Annotated in this window: 16 protein-coding genes; 12 read left to right on the top strand and 4 right to left on the bottom strand. The window is 48.3% G+C overall.

Going from position 1 to position 16,881, the window contains the following annotated elements; translation table 11 throughout:
* The first annotated feature begins 202 nt into the window (after positions 1-202).
* The 5 genes from FHS16_RS21720 (at position 203) to FHS16_RS21700 (ending at position 4,865) form a co-directional block, all read left to right on the top strand.
* A complete protein-coding gene (locus tag FHS16_RS21720; RefSeq protein WP_183567648.1) occupies positions 203-1,009 on the top strand; it encodes an AAA family ATPase in 807 nt (268 codons plus the stop codon).
* A 170-nt stretch (positions 1,010-1,179) separates the two neighbouring features.
* On the top strand, positions 1,180-1,425 hold the full coding sequence (locus tag FHS16_RS32485) for a hypothetical protein (protein WP_312891018.1): 246 nt from the start codon (positions 1,180-1,182) through the stop codon (positions 1,423-1,425).
* 19 nt (positions 1,426-1,444) lie between these two features.
* The gene (locus FHS16_RS21710; RefSeq protein WP_246431890.1) at positions 1,445-1,918 is read left to right on the top strand and encodes a hypothetical protein; all 474 of its coding nucleotides are present in this window, start codon (positions 1,445-1,447) and stop codon (positions 1,916-1,918) included.
* 43 nt (positions 1,919-1,961) lie between these two features.
* A complete protein-coding gene (locus FHS16_RS31915; RefSeq protein ID WP_246431889.1) occupies positions 1,962-2,153 on the top strand; it encodes an iron chelate uptake ABC transporter family permease subunit in 192 nt (63 codons plus the stop codon).
* Positions 2,154-2,414: 261 nt separating this feature from the next.
* Positions 2,415-4,865 carry an EAL domain-containing protein gene (locus tag FHS16_RS21700; RefSeq protein ID WP_183567642.1) on the top strand — a complete coding sequence of 817 codons (2,451 nt, stop codon included), beginning with the start codon at positions 2,415-2,417 and terminating at the stop codon, positions 4,863-4,865.
* 31 nt (positions 4,866-4,896) lie between these two features.
* On the opposite strand, the gene FHS16_RS32700 is transcribed toward FHS16_RS21700, so the two are convergent.
* Positions 4,897-5,106 (bottom strand): cysteine-rich CWC family protein, encoded by a 210-nt coding sequence (locus FHS16_RS32700; RefSeq protein WP_183567639.1) that lies wholly within the window; start codon positions 5,104-5,106, stop codon positions 4,897-4,899.
* 182 nt (positions 5,107-5,288) lie between these two features.
* Entirely contained in the window at positions 5,289-6,095 is an 807-nt protein-coding gene (locus tag FHS16_RS21690; protein WP_183567637.1) for a Cof-type HAD-IIB family hydrolase, read from the bottom strand.
* Between the two features lie 293 nt (positions 6,096-6,388).
* Between FHS16_RS21690 and FHS16_RS21685 the strand changes: the two genes are divergently transcribed.
* The 4 genes from FHS16_RS21685 (at position 6,389) to FHS16_RS21670 (ending at position 9,477) form a co-directional block, all read left to right on the top strand.
* Positions 6,389-7,813: a S41 family peptidase gene (locus FHS16_RS21685; protein ID WP_183567634.1), complete on the top strand. Its 1,425-nt coding sequence runs from the start codon at positions 6,389-6,391 to the stop codon at positions 7,811-7,813.
* A 68-nt stretch (positions 7,814-7,881) separates the two neighbouring features.
* Complete coding sequence (locus FHS16_RS21680) at positions 7,882-8,103, top strand: DUF1450 domain-containing protein (RefSeq protein WP_183567629.1); 222 nt, start codon at positions 7,882-7,884, stop codon at positions 8,101-8,103.
* A gap of 95 nt (positions 8,104-8,198) precedes the next feature.
* The gene (locus FHS16_RS21675; protein WP_183567685.1) at positions 8,199-8,702 is read left to right on the top strand and encodes a ferritin; all 504 of its coding nucleotides are present in this window, start codon (positions 8,199-8,201) and stop codon (positions 8,700-8,702) included.
* Between the two features lie 289 nt (positions 8,703-8,991).
* On the top strand, positions 8,992-9,477 hold the full coding sequence (locus FHS16_RS21670) for a DinB family protein (protein ID WP_183567627.1): 486 nt from the start codon (positions 8,992-8,994) through the stop codon (positions 9,475-9,477).
* A 118-nt stretch (positions 9,478-9,595) separates the two neighbouring features.
* Here FHS16_RS21670 and FHS16_RS21665 read toward each other — a convergent pair whose 3' ends face one another.
* Both FHS16_RS21665 and FHS16_RS21660 read right to left on the bottom strand, forming a co-directional pair.
* Positions 9,596-10,594 (bottom strand): HD-GYP domain-containing protein, encoded by a 999-nt coding sequence (locus FHS16_RS21665; RefSeq protein ID WP_183567624.1) that lies wholly within the window; start codon positions 10,592-10,594, stop codon positions 9,596-9,598.
* A gap of 17 nt (positions 10,595-10,611) precedes the next feature.
* Positions 10,612-12,846, bottom strand: coding sequence for a UvrD-helicase domain-containing protein (locus FHS16_RS21660; RefSeq protein ID WP_183567621.1), 2,235 nt, complete (start codon positions 12,844-12,846; stop codon positions 10,612-10,614).
* A gap of 70 nt (positions 12,847-12,916) precedes the next feature.
* On the opposite strand from FHS16_RS21660, the gene FHS16_RS21655 reads away from it, so the two are divergent.
* The 3 genes from FHS16_RS21655 (at position 12,917) to FHS16_RS21645 (ending at position 16,823) form a co-directional block, all read left to right on the top strand.
* A complete protein-coding gene (locus tag FHS16_RS21655; RefSeq protein WP_183567618.1) occupies positions 12,917-13,453 on the top strand; it encodes a GNAT family N-acetyltransferase in 537 nt (178 codons plus the stop codon).
* Between the two features lie 107 nt (positions 13,454-13,560).
* Positions 13,561-14,853, top strand: a complete 1,293-nt coding sequence (locus tag FHS16_RS21650; protein ID WP_183567615.1) for an MFS transporter — start codon at positions 13,561-13,563, stop codon at positions 14,851-14,853.
* A complete protein-coding gene (locus FHS16_RS21645) occupies positions 14,853-16,823 on the top strand; it encodes a glycosyltransferase family 39 protein (protein WP_183567612.1) in 1,971 nt (656 codons plus the stop codon). Before FHS16_RS21650 ends, FHS16_RS21645 begins: the two co-directional genes overlap by 1 nt.
* Positions 16,824-16,881 lie beyond the last annotated feature (58 nt).

Below are 16,881 nucleotides of genomic sequence, written 5' to 3'. Positions count from 1 at the left end.
TTGATTAACAACCGGCCCCGTAAATGTCTAGGGTGGAGGTCGGCTCACGAAGCTTTCATGGACGAGGTGTCGCACTTAGCTTGACAATTCGTCATGGTGAAATCGAATCGTCATGTTTTAGGTTTTCAAATCGTAATGATTCTGATATAGTATAAGCGTAACGATTACGAATAAATGAAAACCTAAAGGAGTTCTATCAGCAATGAGCAAAAACAATAATAACCGCCTTCCTAGAGCAAAAGGCTCGGAGATGGCAACCTACTATACAGCTAAGGACTGCGCGCGCAAAGTGAAGCGTATCGTATTTCAATCAGAGAATCGGACCATTATAGAGGAGTTTCTGACCATTCTCGCCATGAAGGACAAATTCGAGGAGCATGACGTGCCGATTCCGAACAAAATTGTCATGTACGGGCCTCCGGGGACGGGAAAAACCTTGACGGCATTCTACATGGCGCAGCAGCTTGACGTTCCGCTCGTGCTCGTACGTCTGGATACGATCATCCACAGCCATCTTGGCGAAACCGCGAGCAATGTCCGCAAAATATTCGAATATGCCAAAGCATCGCCATGCGTTTTGTTTCTGGACGAATTTGACGCGATTGCGAGAACAAGGGAAAACAATGACGAAGTGAAGGAAATGGCTAGGGTCGTTAATACGCTGCTGCAGTGCTTGGACGAATTCGAATGCGGCAGTGTATTTATGGCGGCGACGAATTTGCAGGAAGAGCTCGATCATGCCGTGTGGCGGAGATTTGATACGAAGATGACCTATGGCATGCCGGATGTGGCGACGCGAAATGAATATATACGTCTGCTCATTGGAGAATTCGGACAGGAGGATGGAACGCAGGAGCATGCTGCTGCTTTATTAAAGGGCTGCAGCTTTGCCGATATGGAGCAAATTGTTCTGAAAGCAAAGCGGAAAGCAATCATTGAGAGCGCGATGCTGACTGCCCGCCACATTGACTATTCCTTGGAGGAATACAAGCCGCATGTGATGGCCTAATGGCTGCCTTGTGAATGCGATAGGCATAGAAGTAAACATATATTAGCCAAAAGCAGATATCTACGCGGTGTTTAATCGTAATATTTACGAATTTGGCGAGTGAGGGACAGCAAGAAGTAGGGACAGCATGAAGTAATTTGTTTGCCAAATCGTCGGTGATGGCCCGAAATATGGCAATCACATTCAGCCAAGCAGGCGTGTCCAGGCAGTTGTCTCCAGCAGGGCTCTGGGTAGCGTCGTTATCCGAGGAAGAACGGTTCTCTTATTTCGGAGGTGAATGCGAGAAAACGGCTGACTGGGACGATAAGTGGGGAAATATAAGATTTTATATGATTCACGCAATAAAGTATTCTTCTATTTCTACGAGAAACGGATACCGTCCTCTTGCAAAGGACGGCAAAGCCGTTTCTTCTTGAAGAACAGGAGGGAAGGACATTGGGAAACATCACGCTGGAAGAAGACATGGAGCAGGTAATCAGTCTTCAGAGTGAAGCTTTGTGGAAACGAAGAGCGACGGAGCTTGAAGCTTGGGCAGATCGGGAAAAAGTCAAAAAGAAGGAAAAGCTGTCTATGGTGCTGGATTCCTTTGCTGTCGACGCGGAGCTGTATCCGGCTTTGCTTGTGCTGAGACGGCTGCAAATCCCAACCGAGTTTTCATGTGCCGGTGTCAGTATACTGGATGATCCACTCGATCATTCCGTATATGCTTACGTTACTTTCCATGCAAGTGAGCAGACGGAGTCGTTCGTCGAATTCGCGGCAAATTATATGAAACATCGTGTGTTGGTTACTTATGAGCCGGCTCGCAAGCGCTATGATATGTCCTCGTTTTTTATTGGACATAACCGATCCTTTTGCCTGCTTATGTATCGTTGTGCTGAAGCGTTCGCAGAGCGAACCGGTGCTTGAATTTAACCGTTTGTTGTTCCCCTGGCGATTGTGGATGCTTTCTTTGGCTACGAGCAACGATGTCAATCTGCTCTATATCTATCTGATGGGGGTACTTGCGAACCGCAGCTGGGAGCATGTGTTACGCATGCTTTCATGGACTATATGCGTAATGCCTTTGGCCTTGTCATTCATCCGTACGCTTAATTTGCTGCAGCTTGGCGACGAGGCAGAGGACAACAAAATATCTGTTTAATCGAAATGGAAAAGCAGGAAAAGGAGCGGCCCGGCGGTATTAATCTGCCAGGCCGCTCCTTTTTCATTACGGTATGAAGCTTGCTGTCTGCTTAATGAGACTGCGGGCCAGAGCACCGAAATGCTAGATATGCACAGCCGTTAGTTTCAAAAAAGTATTGCCATTATTATTCAATATTTTATTAAAAAATGAATCACGTATATTGTATAATAGAAATATGCTCTTACAAAATATTAATATATACAGGATCGAGGGGATTAAATGGAGCATGTTCACGGGTCTTATGATAGTTTGTTAGTCCTTTTCTCATACATTATTGCGGTAATGGCCTCTTACACGGCTCTTGATTTAGCAGGGCGGGTAAGCACTTCCAAAGGGACGACGAGATTAAGATGGCTGACGTTTGGCGCCGCATCGATGGGGATGGGAATATGGTCGATGCATTTCGTCGGCATGCTTGCATTGAATCTTCCTATTGCGATCGAATACGATTTGGTTATTGTACTGCTTTCCGTTTTTGCTGCGATTGGGGCAGCGTTTATCGCTTTATTCGTAGTGGGAAGAAGCGAGCTCACAGGTATACAGCTGCTTATCGGCGGCATACTGCTTGCAATTGGAATATCCGTCATGCATTACGTTGGAATGGCCGCGATGCTTATTCCGATTACTTATAATCCACTAATATTTATCCTCTCCGTCCTCATTGCGTTTGGGGCATCCATAGCCGCACTCTGGCTTTCGTTTTATTTCCGAAAAGGGAATCGGAAGGGCGAGTTCTATAAGAAACTCGGAAGCGGAGCAATTATGGGCGCGGCCATATCCGGCATGCATTATACGGGAATGACAGCTGCCAATTTCCATAACAGCAGTAAATCAGCCTTGTTTTACGGTGTGACACTGGATCACAAATGGCTTGCCTATTTTATTGCGGGAGGCATCTTCTTTACGCTGGGGCTGTCATTATTCGGCATTTACATCGCTAAAAGGCTGGCACGCAAGGATTCGGAAATCGAGCAAAACGAGAAGTGGTATAAGTCATTGTACGAGAACAGCCAGGATGGAATCGTATCCGTTGATCTGCAGCGCAATGTCATTAGCCATAATCCGATCGCTCTGCAGATTACGGGCTTCAGCAGCAAAGAGGTTATGAACCAATCGATATCCACATTGAAAGACATTATCGTATCCGAGGATCAAGAACGCGTACGGCAGATGTTTCAACGATGCTTTGATGGCGAAACGCTCAATCACGAAACCTCTATTATTAGGCATGATGGGATGAGGGTAGAGCTCAGCGTTTCGAATGTTCCGGTTGTCGTAGACGGTATCGTTGTGGGCATCTATATCATCTTCAAGGATATTACGCAAGAGAAACAGGCGAAGCTCAGAATCAACCACTTGGCGTTTCATGACGAGCTGACGGGCTTGCCTAACCGCAGGATGTTTAACCAAGCGATATCTGAGGCCATAACAGCGAACAGCAGCACAAGGGAGCCTTTTGTTGTAATGGTGCTCGATATTGACCGCTTCAAAATAATTAATGACTCGCTTGGACATACGGTAGGCGATCAGTTTCTCCAGGAAGTCAGCAAGCGTATACAACTAGCAGCCATGGAAAGCAGCGCCATGCTTGCACGCATGGGCGGTGATGAGTTTACGCTTCTATGCAGCCGTTATAGTGAGCTTGCCGAAATCGAGCAGCTGGCGCAAGATATCATTATTGCAATCCAAGCGCCATATCGGTTAAAAGAAAGTGATTTCTATGTCTCTGCAAGCATAGGCATCTCAATATTCCCAATGCATGGGCAGGATGCCGGCCAGTTGCTGAGAAACGCCGATACGGCCATGTACGAGGTGAAGAAAAAAGGGAAAAACGACTTTTTGTTTTTCTCTAATGAGCTAGATGAGCAGCTTTTGGAAAAGATCGAGCTGGAAAGCGATCTTAGAAAAGCAATCGAACGGGGCGAGCTGCTGCTCCATTACCAGCCTCAGATTCGCACGGAGGATCATGCGATGATCGGTATTGAAGCTCTCGTGCGCTGGGAGCATCCGACAAAAGGTTTGTTGTCTCCCGGTCTCTTTATCCCGATTGCCGAGGAAACGGGCCTTATTTATGAAATGGGGACTTGGGTGCTGCGTGAGGCTTGTCAGCAAATGAGAAGATGGCATGATGAAGGCGGTCCGCTCATTCCGATATCTGTAAACCTGTCTTCGCAGCAGTTTCATCAGCCGAAGCTTGCGGAGTATATTATGGCAATACTAGAACAAACCGGCTTGAAGCCTGAGTTTCTTGAGCTGGAAATAACGGAGAGCATGATGATGGACGCATCCCTTTCCAGCAGCATTCTAAATCAGCTTAATGAATATGGCATTCGGATAAGCCTTGATGATTTCGGGACGGGCTACAGTTCGCTTAGCTATCTCAAAATGTTCCCTATCCACAAGGTGAAGATTGATCGTTCCTTCATTCGGGATATTACAGAAAACAACAATGATCGGGCAATCGTATCGACGATCATTGCCATGGCGCAGCATCTGAACATGGAGGTCATTGCGGAGGGGATTGAAACGAAGGACCAGCTTGATATTTTGACGGATAACTCCTGCCAGAAGATCCAAGGCTACTACTTCAGCAAGCCGCTGCCCGCATTAGACGTAGAGCAGGCATTTTTTGTACCGGAGCGCAAGGAAGCAACGAACTCTACGAAATGAGCGGGTTTTACCTGGAAGTAAGCTTGGATGTTTAGTGAGGCTGTTCCTCCTCACGCGCGGGCAGACGCAAATGGTTATGTAAGCATGATTTGCATATACAAGCTTTGCCGCGCATATCCACTGGCAGCTGCTGGAGCAAAGCTTCTGGGAATTGTTCGTGAAAGCACCAGCAATCGGATTGAGTTTCATGGACAGCTTTGATTCCGCAGGCATTCGGTTGGCCGCATAGGGGACAATTCAATCACAGCACCTCCTTATCTAGAAGAGCCAGCTCATTCGCTTTCAGCGAAGGGCTGGCTTTTATTTAAATATAAGACTTTATATGTTCACGCGATAAAGTATTCTTCTATTTCTACGAGAAACGGATACCCACTCTTGCAGAGGACGGAGAAACCGTTTCTTCTTGTGCAAGGCATGATTCGCTTATTCGGCCGATGCATCAAGCACAAATTTCTCAATGACGTGGCGAACGCCTTCTTCATTGTTGGTTAGCGTTACATAATCAGCGATATCCTTGAGCGATTGGATCGCATTCCCCATAGCCACGCCAAGTCCGGCAGCAAGGATCATTTCATTGTCATTCCATGCATCGCCGAGCGCGATGGTCTGCTCCATCGAACAGCCCAAATGCTCAGCCATAAAGGCAAGAGCATGGCCCTTCGTGCCTTCCTTGTGCATGAACTCCAGGTAATGTGCTTTGGACTTCGTAATGTGGACACGGTCACCAATCAGCAGCTTCAGCTCCTCGGCAATAATATCGAGGCGGGCAGGATCGTCAATGATAAGCATTTTGTTCATCGGGAAGTCAAGCAGCTTGTTGAAATCAGGCTCAATTTTGTAAGGAATATTCGAAAGCTTGGAATAGGCTTTTATTTTATCGTTATCCTCTGTCCCGTAAAGCTCGTCGCTAACATAAAGCTGCAAATGCAGGCCGTTTTTCTCTGCATAGGCGTGAAGCTGTTTAGCCGCGTCAATCGGGACATTGCGTTCATACAGCACCTGGCCGTCGAGCAGCGTTTTGACGAGGGCTCCCTGATAAGTAATAATAGGAACATTGAGATCAATTTGTTTTGCGATCTTTTGAGCGGAAGCGAACATGCGGCCAGTTGCCAGCGTAACCGTAACGCCCTTCGCAATGGCAGCCTCCATGGCGCGCTTCGTTCCTTCTGTTACAATTAGGTCATCCGTTAATAACGTGTCGTCAACATCAATTGCGATAAGTTTATACATACTAGCGGTAAAGCTCCTCTCCAAGCTCTTTATAGTTAAGAATAGGTTGATTGTAGCGAAAATGGCGCGTACATACAAGACAGTGCGCACGCTTTAGACGCAAGTTTTGCTTCACAAAACGGAGCGTATGCTTGCGATGTAAGTTTTGCTTCACAAAACGGAGCGTATGCTTACGAAGCAAGTTTTGCTTCACAAAATGGAGCGTATGCTTACGATGTAAGTTTTGCTTCACAAAACGGAGCGTATGCTTACGAAGCAAGTTTTGCTTCACAAAACTTTTAGGAGATGAACAAATGAACTATTTTACATCAGCGGCTGCAAAACAACGGTTTCTTTCCTTTTGCGTACTTGGGGCTTTTTTATTCGCGGCGATTGGCTTCACGGTAGGCCTGCTATGGATGGGAAACCGCTATCCAATGCTCAAGGAGCCTGCGTTCAAGCAATTTACCGTGTCCTATAACAAAATTATAAAAGATTATTTGAACGGCGCCGAGCCGAAAAAGCTGATCAACGGGGCGGCAGTTGGCATGGTCAGCTCGCTTGAGGATCCTTATTCCCGCTATTTGGTGGAAGAAAAGGGAGATGCCTACACGCAGTCCTACGAAGGTGAAATATTCGGAATCGGAGCCGAGCTTCGAGAAGAAGAGGGCGAGTTCGTTATTACGGCGCTTACGAAAGGAGCTCCTGCCGAGCGCGGGGGCTTGCTGCCTGAGGACATCATCATGTCCGTGGATAATCAGAAGCTGAGCGGCAAGACTTTCGATGATCTGTTAGGACTTGTCAGAGGAGAGGAAGGAACAAACGTCTCGCTTGAGGTTCAAAGAGCGAATCAAGCTGAGCTGATCTCCATTACGCTGAAGCGCGAAGCGATACCTGTACATACTGTCACATCCGAGCTGCTGGATGGTGGCATTGGGCATGTAACGATTAGCCGCTTTGCAGAGAAGACGGCTGATGAATTCGAGGCGGCGATCAAAGAGCTTCAAGAGAAGCAGCCGCTCAAAGGCTTGCTGCTCGATATGCGCTCTAATCCAGGAGGCCTGCTTCAGCCGACGATTAAAATTGCAAGCACGCTGATCCCGAAGGATAAGGTTATTCTGAATGTCGTCTACAAAAACGAGCGCCAGACGATTTCTTACAAATCGAAGCAAGAGAAGGAATGGAAAGTACCCATTGCGGTACTCGTGAATGGGCAGTCCGCTAGCGCGAGCGAGGTGCTCACCGCAGCCCTGAAGGAGTCCGCAGGCGCTACGGTTATTGGGGAGAAAACCTACGGCAAAGGTGTCGTTCAAGCTTTTAATCAATTTAAAGATGGTTCAGTCTTAAGCTTAACTGAGGCTCAGTGGAAGACACCAGGAGGAACTTGGATCAATAAAACAGGGGTATCGCCTGATTTTGCAGTGGAGCTTCCAGCCTATACGCAGCTGCGACCGCTCGCGATCGGTACGGAGATGAAGGTTGGCAGCTATGGGGAGGATGTCAAAACATTGCAGCTGATGCTGAAGGAGCTCGGTTATACACCAACTGGACAAGAAGGCATGTTCGATAAGGATACTGCTGAAGCGCTGCGGAAATTCCAAACGGCAGAGAAGCTGGAGGCTACGGGCAGCTTTAATGACAAAACCGGCTATCAGCTGCTGAGTAAGCTTAGGGAGAAGCTCGCCAAAGAAGACAGCCAGCTGATTAAAGGATTGGATGTCCTTAAAAATCGCGGTTGACAACGGGGATGATAATCATTATCATCAAGTAGGAAGCAAATCCTTCGTTGCGCTGCGGGGTGAATCGGTTGAAGAAGATAAAATATTGCAGACGGAATTTAAAGAACGGTTCAGAGCCGATTTATAAGGCGATGAAGAATCGATATCCGGATATTAAACAAAAGAAGAGCGATTGCCTGGGCGATTGCAAAACTTGTAAGCTGGAATGCTTTGTCGTCATAAAGTCGAAGACGGTAAGCGCGCCGTCGGCAGAGAAGCTTTACAAACGATTGAAGAAAATGATCGGGTAATCCTTATATTTGGATACATTTACAAGGACGGCATTTGCCGTTCTTTATTTTTATGTTAGAATAAGTACAATCTAGGAAAGCTGAGGTGCATGAGCATGAATGATGGACTAGCAGAAGCATTAAACGAACAGATGAATTTTGAGTTTTATTCAGCGCATGTGTATCTGGCAATGGCAGCGTATTGTTCGGGCGAGAGTCTGGACGGGTTTGCAAACTTCTTCATCGTGCAAGCTGAGGAAGAACGTTTTCACGCTATGAAAATATACAAGTTTCTGAACGACCGCGGCCGTCGTGCCACGCTATCGGCGCTTGGCGAGCCTAATAACGAATATTCGTCCATTCTGGACACATTCGAGCAAGGCTACGGTCATGAGCAGCAAAATACGAAACGTTTTTACAATTTGTCTGACCTTGCAATCAGCGATCGCGAGCACGCGACAATCAACTTCCTCAAATGGTTTATTGACGAGCAAGTGGAAGAAGAAGCACTGTTCGATAATATTATCCATAAGCTGAAGCGTATCGATAAGGACAGCAATGCATTCTACATGTTGGATGCCGAGTTTGCCGGACGATCCTTTACTGCGCCGGCTTTGTAATAGAATCAGCGCAACCATAAATATTCGAAAGCCGTTTGCACAATAGAATGTGCGAACGGCTTTTTTGCTCAGGATAGACAAGGACGTAGCTTTTCATAATCTGCAAGCGACATTTTCGGCAAAGCACAGCATAGGGTTCACATGGGTGGAATCTGCTAAAAAGCAGAAGGCCAAAGGTAAAACTAGCATGCTGCTAGGATAATTATTTTCGGCGTGGAACCTCTAATCCGGCGTAGTAAGCTGATGCTGCAGATATCGAAGGATTGAAACTGAATGGGGGAATGATTTTTTGCAAACGATGTTTCGTTACAATTGGCTGGTGCGCGAAGATTGGTACAGATGGTGTGAGGACGTGTCTGAGACTGAACTGCTGCGTGCCCGGACAGGCGGGATTGGTGGAATTTTACATACGCTCTTCCATATGGTCGACGTAGAATGGAGCTGGATTCGTGCGCTTCAAGGAAAGCCTGATTTTCAAGAAAGCTTCAATGCTTATGACAGCTTGGCGAAGGTGCGCGAGCTTGATCGCGCCTTTAGAATGGATGTGGAGAGCTTCGTACTCGCCTGGGACAACAGTATGGAGCACCGCCCACACTTGGATCCCCAGCCAAATGGGAAAGTAGCCGTTGACACCTGGGGCGAGATTATGCGTCATGTTATTGCCCATCATATCCATCACGCTGGACAATTATCGGTATGGGCAAGGGAAGTTGGCAAGAAGCCAGTCTCCGCTAACGTTATTGGAAGAGGACTCATGGAAATAGCGGCGGAATGAAGGCGGAGATGATAGATCTGAAGCGGTTCTTTGGTCCGAAATAGGCATATTTTAAAGAAGTGTAACGAAGCAGCAGCCCCCTGCATGTCCACATGCAGGGGGCTGCTGCTTCGTTATTCTAGTTGGAATGACTCTGAATGAGTGCGAGAAAAGAATCGACCAGCTCCGGGTCGAAGTGGAGACCGCGCTGCTCGGTAATAAAGGCAAGCGCACGCTCCTCGGACCACTTATCTTTGTACGGCCGGATGCTGGTAAGCGCATCAAATACGTCAACGACACTGACAATTCGTGCTTCAATCGGTATATCCTCGCCTGCAAGCTGGTGGGGATAGCCGCTTCCGTCCCATTTCTCGTGGTGGTAGAGAATGATGTTTTTACCCATTTCAAGCTCTTGGTGAAAGAGGTCGTCATTCAGCCCCGCATAAATTTTATCGATGATGTCAACGCCGATCTGAGTGTGCATCTCGACAATCTGCCGCTCATAATAAGCTAAGGGGCCCGGCTTGTAGAGAATGCCCTCGGGTATGCCCGATTTGCCGATATCGTGCAAAATGCTGGCATGCGTGATGCGATTGACAAGCTCCTCCGGCCAGTTCAACTGCAGCCGTTCGTTGTGGAAATGGGTCAGCCGCTCTGTTAGTTCGCGAACGCGTACGAGATGCTGCTCAATGCCGGGATCTCTTATCTCGCATGAAATCGCGAGTACCTTCAGCATCGAGCTTTGAATAGAGCCGATGCGCTCCTCTGGCAAATAAAAACCGCTTTTCAGCTTCTCCAGCTCGCGGAAGATCCCAATGTAGTAGAACGCTTCGTCAATCTCTATTACCGTAATCGTGATGGACGAATGCCAGATGCTGCTGTCTCTCCTGCGATTCGTAAATACGCCAGACCATGATAATCCAAGGCTGAGCGCGCGTTTCATCTGGTCATGCGTCTCTTTTGGCGTATAGGACGTTCGCAGAACGCTTGCTTTTTTGCCGGTAATTTCGGATTCTCCATATCCTGTTATTTTCTCATAGGGAGCATTCACGGCAAGGATGACATGGTTGATGTCTGTAATGATAACGGCATCGGCTAGCTTGAGGTATGGCATCAGAAGTTCGTGTAGGGTGCTCATGCTGCGATCGCTTCTCCTTATTTCTTCTTCTTGGGCAGAATCTTCGTCCCTTGCTCCATCGGTGCCTCGCACAGCGGGCAAGACCTTGTCTCGGTTTGAGAATCCTCATAAGTAATGATACGTTGCCATACTTGGCAAGTGGAGCTTGTACACAGCCACGCGAGCACAGATTCGGAATCAGCATCCTCCTCCTCGCCATTCGAGAAAGCGGAGCGGATAAAGCGGGATAATTCCGCCGGTTTCCCCCGATAAAGAGCGGGAGAGCTTATATACAGTTCCTCTTGTGCCCGCGTGACCGCAACATAAGCTAGGCGCCTTTCTTCCTCGAGCGCTTCGGCAAGCGAGTCTTCACCTGTTTGAATGTAGGTCCGATCGCTATGCTTGTCTGCGGCTAGCGCGGAGCTGTGCGGAAGGATGCCTTCCGAGGCACCGATGACGAACACGACGGGAAATTCGAGTCCTTTGGATTTGTGTATGGACATCAGTGATATTGCACTGCGGTTATGCTCGTGCTTTTGGAGCTTTTGCAGCGCCGCATGCTTGTCTGTAATATCATCAATGTATGCAAGAAACGCCTCGATGGTGTCATATATACCAGCTGCTGATTCGAATTCATCCAGCACTTCCTTCAAGCCTTCTTTGTGCTCAGTCATTTCATGTTTTTTGCTCGTTTCAAGAAATTGGTCATAAAACGCTTGGCGAAGCTGCATAATAGCGGCAGCAGGCTTAAGATCGGTCAACGATTTGATCAGCTTGATCCGCTCTTTGATCTTATCCTTCTGGAATTCCTTAAGCTGAGGGAATTCAAGCAAATGGATAAGCGGCCATTTCTTTGCCCTTTGCTTGTCTTGGTTCCAAATAAATGCCATGGCCTGCTCGCGATTGACATACAAGGAGGGCAGCAGCGTTTCCATCGCATCGAAGTTGCGGCGGTCCTGCACGAGCCGCAGATGCGCGAGCAGCGGTTTGATCGCCCATTGGTCATAAAAGAGCTGGCCGTCCCCGAAGTCGATGAACGGGAGCTCCTTTGTCAGAAGCAGCTCTGTCAGTGCCCGGCTGCTGCTTGCCGTTCGGAATAGGACCGCAAAGTCGCCATAAGCGCGCTTGCCTGCATTCACCTGATTTGCAACCGTGTCGACGATCAGCAGAGCTTCTTCCTGCGTGGATTTGAGCCGGGCATAAGCCGGGTTAACGCCTTTTGGCTTCACCGCCAGCAGCGTCTTCTCCTTGCGCAGCTTGTTGTATTGAATAATGGCATTGCCAAGTCCTACGATTGTGCTCGTTGAACGGTAGTTGATGTCAAGCACATAGGTAACCGCTCCAGGATATTGATGCTCAAAGTTCAAGATATAGTCGTTTTTGGCGCCGTTAAAAGAATAGATCGTCTGATCGTCGTCGCCAACCACCATCAGGTTGCGATGCTTGTCCGCCAGCATTTGCACCAGCACATACTGTACCTGGTTCGTATCCTGAAACTCGTCGATCATAACATAGTGGAATCGGTTCTGGAGTGCGGCAAGCAGTGCCTCGTCATCCTTTAGCAGCTTATAGGCCTCCAGAAGCAGATCATCATAATCCAGCTTGTCCATATCCTTCTTCCACTGCTCATAACGTGTGAAAAGCAGCTTCAGCTCACGTTCCTCCGTTGTCGCGGATGGAAGGTCGCTGACGTTGATCATTTGCAGCTTAATTGCCGAGAGCTGGGCAAGCAGCGTCTCGGGTTCGTAATCATTTTTCAGCATCAGCTCACGCATCAGCCTTTTGAAAAAGATATGCTTTTGACCGGTTTCGCCTAGTATGCCTTGACGATAGCCTCGTCCTCTTAGAAGCTGGAGGCAGAAGGAATGAAAGGTGCGTGCTTCAACCCCATTTGCTGCCTGCGGGTTGAGCGCAGGCAGAGAACGGATGCGTCCGCGCATCTCGTCGGCCGCTTTTTTGGAGAAGGTCATTAACAGAATATGCTGAGGCTGCACGCGCCTGACAGCGAGCAGGTAAGCAGTTCGGCATACGAGCACGGAGGTTTTACCCGATCCAGCCCCGGCCAGCGTAAGCGCCGGTCCATGATTATGTCGAACGGCAGCCAGCTGCGGTCTGTTGAGGGATATGCCGTATTGCTCCAATGAGCGGAAGAAACCGGAATCTTGCTCATCAGCCCCAACCAGCTGCTGGCTCGTCTTGGCCTCTGCGGTTGGTGCGAAGGGAACCTCTCTGTCCTTGACCCCTATAGGAAATGTATAATAGTTGTTGCCCATTGCTTCATCACCTTTAGTAATTATAATTGTTTATTATAACAGAACAATATTCAGAATGAGGGATGTCATCATGATAGAATCAGCCCGAATAGAAGACGCGGAAGAGGTAATGCCTCTGATTCTGGCCGCTATTGGCCATATTGCCTATACACTGGCAGGTACGGAGGATTTAGAGGAGGCTAGGCGCATACTCATTGGCTTTTATAAGAGGGAAGACAATCGAATCAGCTATAAGCATGTACTCGTAGACAGACGCGAGCATAAAATTGCCGGCATGCTGCTCAGCTATGCGGGAGATGGTGCTGCTGCGCTGGATTTGCCTTTTGCAGCGCGTGGCGGCGATGCGATTGCGGTGGAGGCGAGGGAGGGAGAGTATTATTTGGATTCGATCGCCGTCGATGAGCATTATCAAGGGCAAGGCATCGCCAAAGCGTTGATCAGCGCCTTCGAGAGCAAGGGTCAGGAACAAGGCTATAGCAAGCTTTCACTCATTGTCGAGCCGAATAATGCAAGAGCTTACGCGCTGTACAACAAGCTGAATTACGAGGAAGACGGCTCGATTCAGGTAAGCGGCAGCCGTTATATCCGCATGGTTAAACAGCTGTAATTGATCCAAAAGTTAATTATGGAATAATAAGGGTTTTTACGGTAAGATGAGAGAGTTATTAACCTTATTAATAATAGACTTTCATCGTAACCGGGGGCGTGTTGTGCATGGCAAGTACAAGCTTTAAATCGAAATTGGCTTACAGCTCGGGCAATTTATCGGTAAACCTGATCGCGCAAGCCTTTGCATCCTACATCGTCTTCTATTATGTGGACGTTCTTGGGGTGAAGCCGACGCTTATCAGCGCGGCAATGGTCATCCATGGCATCGTGAATGCAGTATTAAATCCGTTGTTTGGGTATATCTCGGACCGGACCAGGAGCCGCTTCGGAAGGCGCGTACCGTATATGCTGTTCGGCATGGTTCCGCTCGCGGCCTTATTTACGGCCATATGGTTTCCAGTGGGAACCGGATTGACATTGTTTTGGTATTTTTTAACGATCGTGCTGCTATATGATATTTTGTTCGTTATGGTCGTACTGAATTATTCTGCACTATTCCCGGAAATGTTCACGACGATGAAGGAGCGTGCTTCCGTATCCTCGTGGCGGCAAATGTTCGGGATTGTCGGGATGATTATCGGCGTGGCTCTGCCGCCGCTCGTTTACGGCAAGCTGGGCTGGGGGCCAATGGGAGCCATCTTTGCAGGCATTGCGTTAGTATTCTTGATCATTATGGTTTCTGCAAGCAAAGAGACGCGAGTCGTTAAACGCGAAGAGATCGGTTTTGTGCAATCTTTGAAATTTACGTTTTCCAATAAGGCGTTCTTATGGTTTGTCATCGGCAGCTTCTTCGTGCAATTCACGTTTGCGATGCTGCCGGCAGCGATTCCGTTCTTCACCAAATACGTGCTTGCCGCAGGGGATGAGAGCAATACGGTATTGCTTGGCGCGATTTTTATAGCTGCTATACCCTGCGTCTACTTATGGGGCAGATTGGTACAGAAATGGGGACCGCGCCAAACGGTCATCGTTGCGGTCAGCATTTATGCGCTTGCTATGATTCCTTTTCTATTCGTGCAAAGCGTTGCAGCAGCTGCTGTCGCTGCGGCAGCAATCGGGATTGGTCTTGCCGGGCTTCTCGTGCTGCTGGATGTCCTTTTATCTGAAATTATTGACGAGGATGAACGGCGGACGGGAGTGCGCAGGGAAGGCATGTATTTCGGAATGAACGGATTTATCGTCAAATGGGGCGTGTCGCTCCAGGCTGTCGTACTAGGCGTAATTTTAGAGGCCAGCGGTTACGTGAAGGATGCAGTGCAAGCCGAGGCCGCCGTATGGGGCATCCGCTCCATGCTGAGTATTATTCCGTTTTTCGCATTGCTAATCGCTCTTATTTTCTTCTTCTTGTATCCGATTAGACAGACTAACTCCATAGCTGGAAATGGTGATCGCAACTAATGCTTATTCGACTTAAGAGATGGATCCAGCGAAATAGACTGCTTCTTCTATTATTTATGGTTGGTGCAGCCGTGCGGGTGCTTTACGCGGGAGCGATACCGGGCGGCTTAAACCAGGATGAGGCATCAATAGGCTACGAGGCCTTCTCGATTCTTCATTATGGAATGGATCGCAACGGCATAACGCTGCCGATTCATTTGATCGCATGGGGAAGCGGGCAAAACGCGCTATATGCCTATTTATCCATTCCGTTTGTTTATTTGTTTGGTTTGAATCTGGTAAGCGTCCGAATGGTCAGCATGCTGTTTGGCTTGGTCGGAATGGTATTGTTTTACCTCATTGCAAAGCGCGTTTTCAAGAAGGAAGCAGCTGCCTTATCGTCAGCGTTCCTCATTGTCATTTGTCCTTGGCATATTATGATGTCCAGATGGGCGCTGGAGTCTAATATTTTTCCTACCCTTGTGCTGCTGGCTGTCTATTTTTTGTTCAAGGCGTTTGAGCAGCCAAGATGGCTGGTCGGCTTCACGATTACGATTGGCCTTTCGCTTTATGCATACGGGACCGCTTATTTTTTTGTACCCGTGTTTGGATTGAGCGTGCTTGCGCTGCTTGCCGTGAAACAGACGATCAAGCGGAGTGTGCTGGTTTGGAACAGTGTACTGCTGTTTGTTCTAGCGGCGCCGATCGGTTTGTTTCTGCTGGTGAATCGATTGGATAGGCCGATGATGTCATTTTTATTCTCGATACCGAAGCTGACGGTTCCTCGCGTTGAGCAGGTTTCATCGGCGTTCGAAGGACAGCCGCTGGCGATGCTTTCGCATCATTTTAAATCGTTCTTACAGCTGTATTTGACGCAAAATGATGGACTCTTGTGGAATGCGATTCCGACTTTCGGTTATATGTATCCTTTGGCTTTGCCGATTATCGGCATTGGGATCATTTATGGGGCATATCGGCTCGTCGTCCAATTCCGTGTGGAAACGGCGGTCATAGGATTATGGCTCGGAACGGCGCTGCTCATGACGCTGATAACAGACGTTAATATCAACCGCATCAATATCATCTTCTACCCGACGGTATTTGCGGCTGCAGCGGGCTTGGTTTGGCTGCATAAGCATATCAAGTATGCACTCGCTATTGCGATTGCCGCATTCTCCGTGTATTTCGGCTTGTTTTGCGGGCAATATTTCACTTCTTACTCGAAGCAGATCAGTCCGATGTTCTACGAGTCCTTTGGCGAGGCAATCGCGTATGCGTCCGATGCGACCGAGGGTACCGTCTACGTGACGGATGACGTCATGATGCCATATATTTATGTGTTGTTTTATGAACGAATCTCCCCGCAGCTGTATTTGGATACGGTGGACTATATAAACCCGGGTGGAGCCTTTCAGTTTGTCCGCTCTTTTGGCCGGTATCAATTCGGCAAGCCGACGATACAATCGGAGTTGGAGGCCGCCTATGTTGTTTCGAACAGCGCTCCTCTTCCTGCCGAAGAATTGGGCTACCAAATCAAAAAGTTCAAAAACTATACGGTTGTGAGCGGAAAAGGCAACCAGGAGAAAACGGATGCCCACGTTTCGTTCCGGAATGGCGGGTTTGAGGAAGGACAGCAACATTGGAGGCTCACATTGGGCGCGGGCGTTGCTGGGAATCGGCCATTCGGCGGCACGAAGCTGATGTACTTGGATCCGGGCAAGGATCAACGTGCATCACAGACCTTCGTTAACCCCGCGTCAGGTGAACACTCATTGTCGGCTATGGTAAGCGCTAATGCGGAAGGCGGAGCAATAGGCGTGTTGGTTAATGGAAGAAAGGTACAGGAACAGTTTATTGCCGCTCGAGAAGAATATACGAAAATTCAGCTGCCCGCCGTTTCGATTGCGGAACAGGATTTGGTTACGGTGTATGTTCAGGGCGGCTCTGGCTGGGTGAACATCGATGACGTGGAATGGACGCTTCAGAAATAACGGAATGAACATAAGCGGCACAGCCGTAAGTAAGCGGATGGTTTGTGATATGCATACG

Source organism: Paenibacillus endophyticus, assembly GCF_014192395.1.
GTDB lineage: Bacteria > Bacillota > Bacilli > Paenibacillales > Paenibacillaceae > Pristimantibacillus > Pristimantibacillus endophyticus.
The sequence above is the reverse complement of the archived record's forward strand: the minus strand, read 5'-3'. Positions and strand labels throughout refer to the sequence as shown.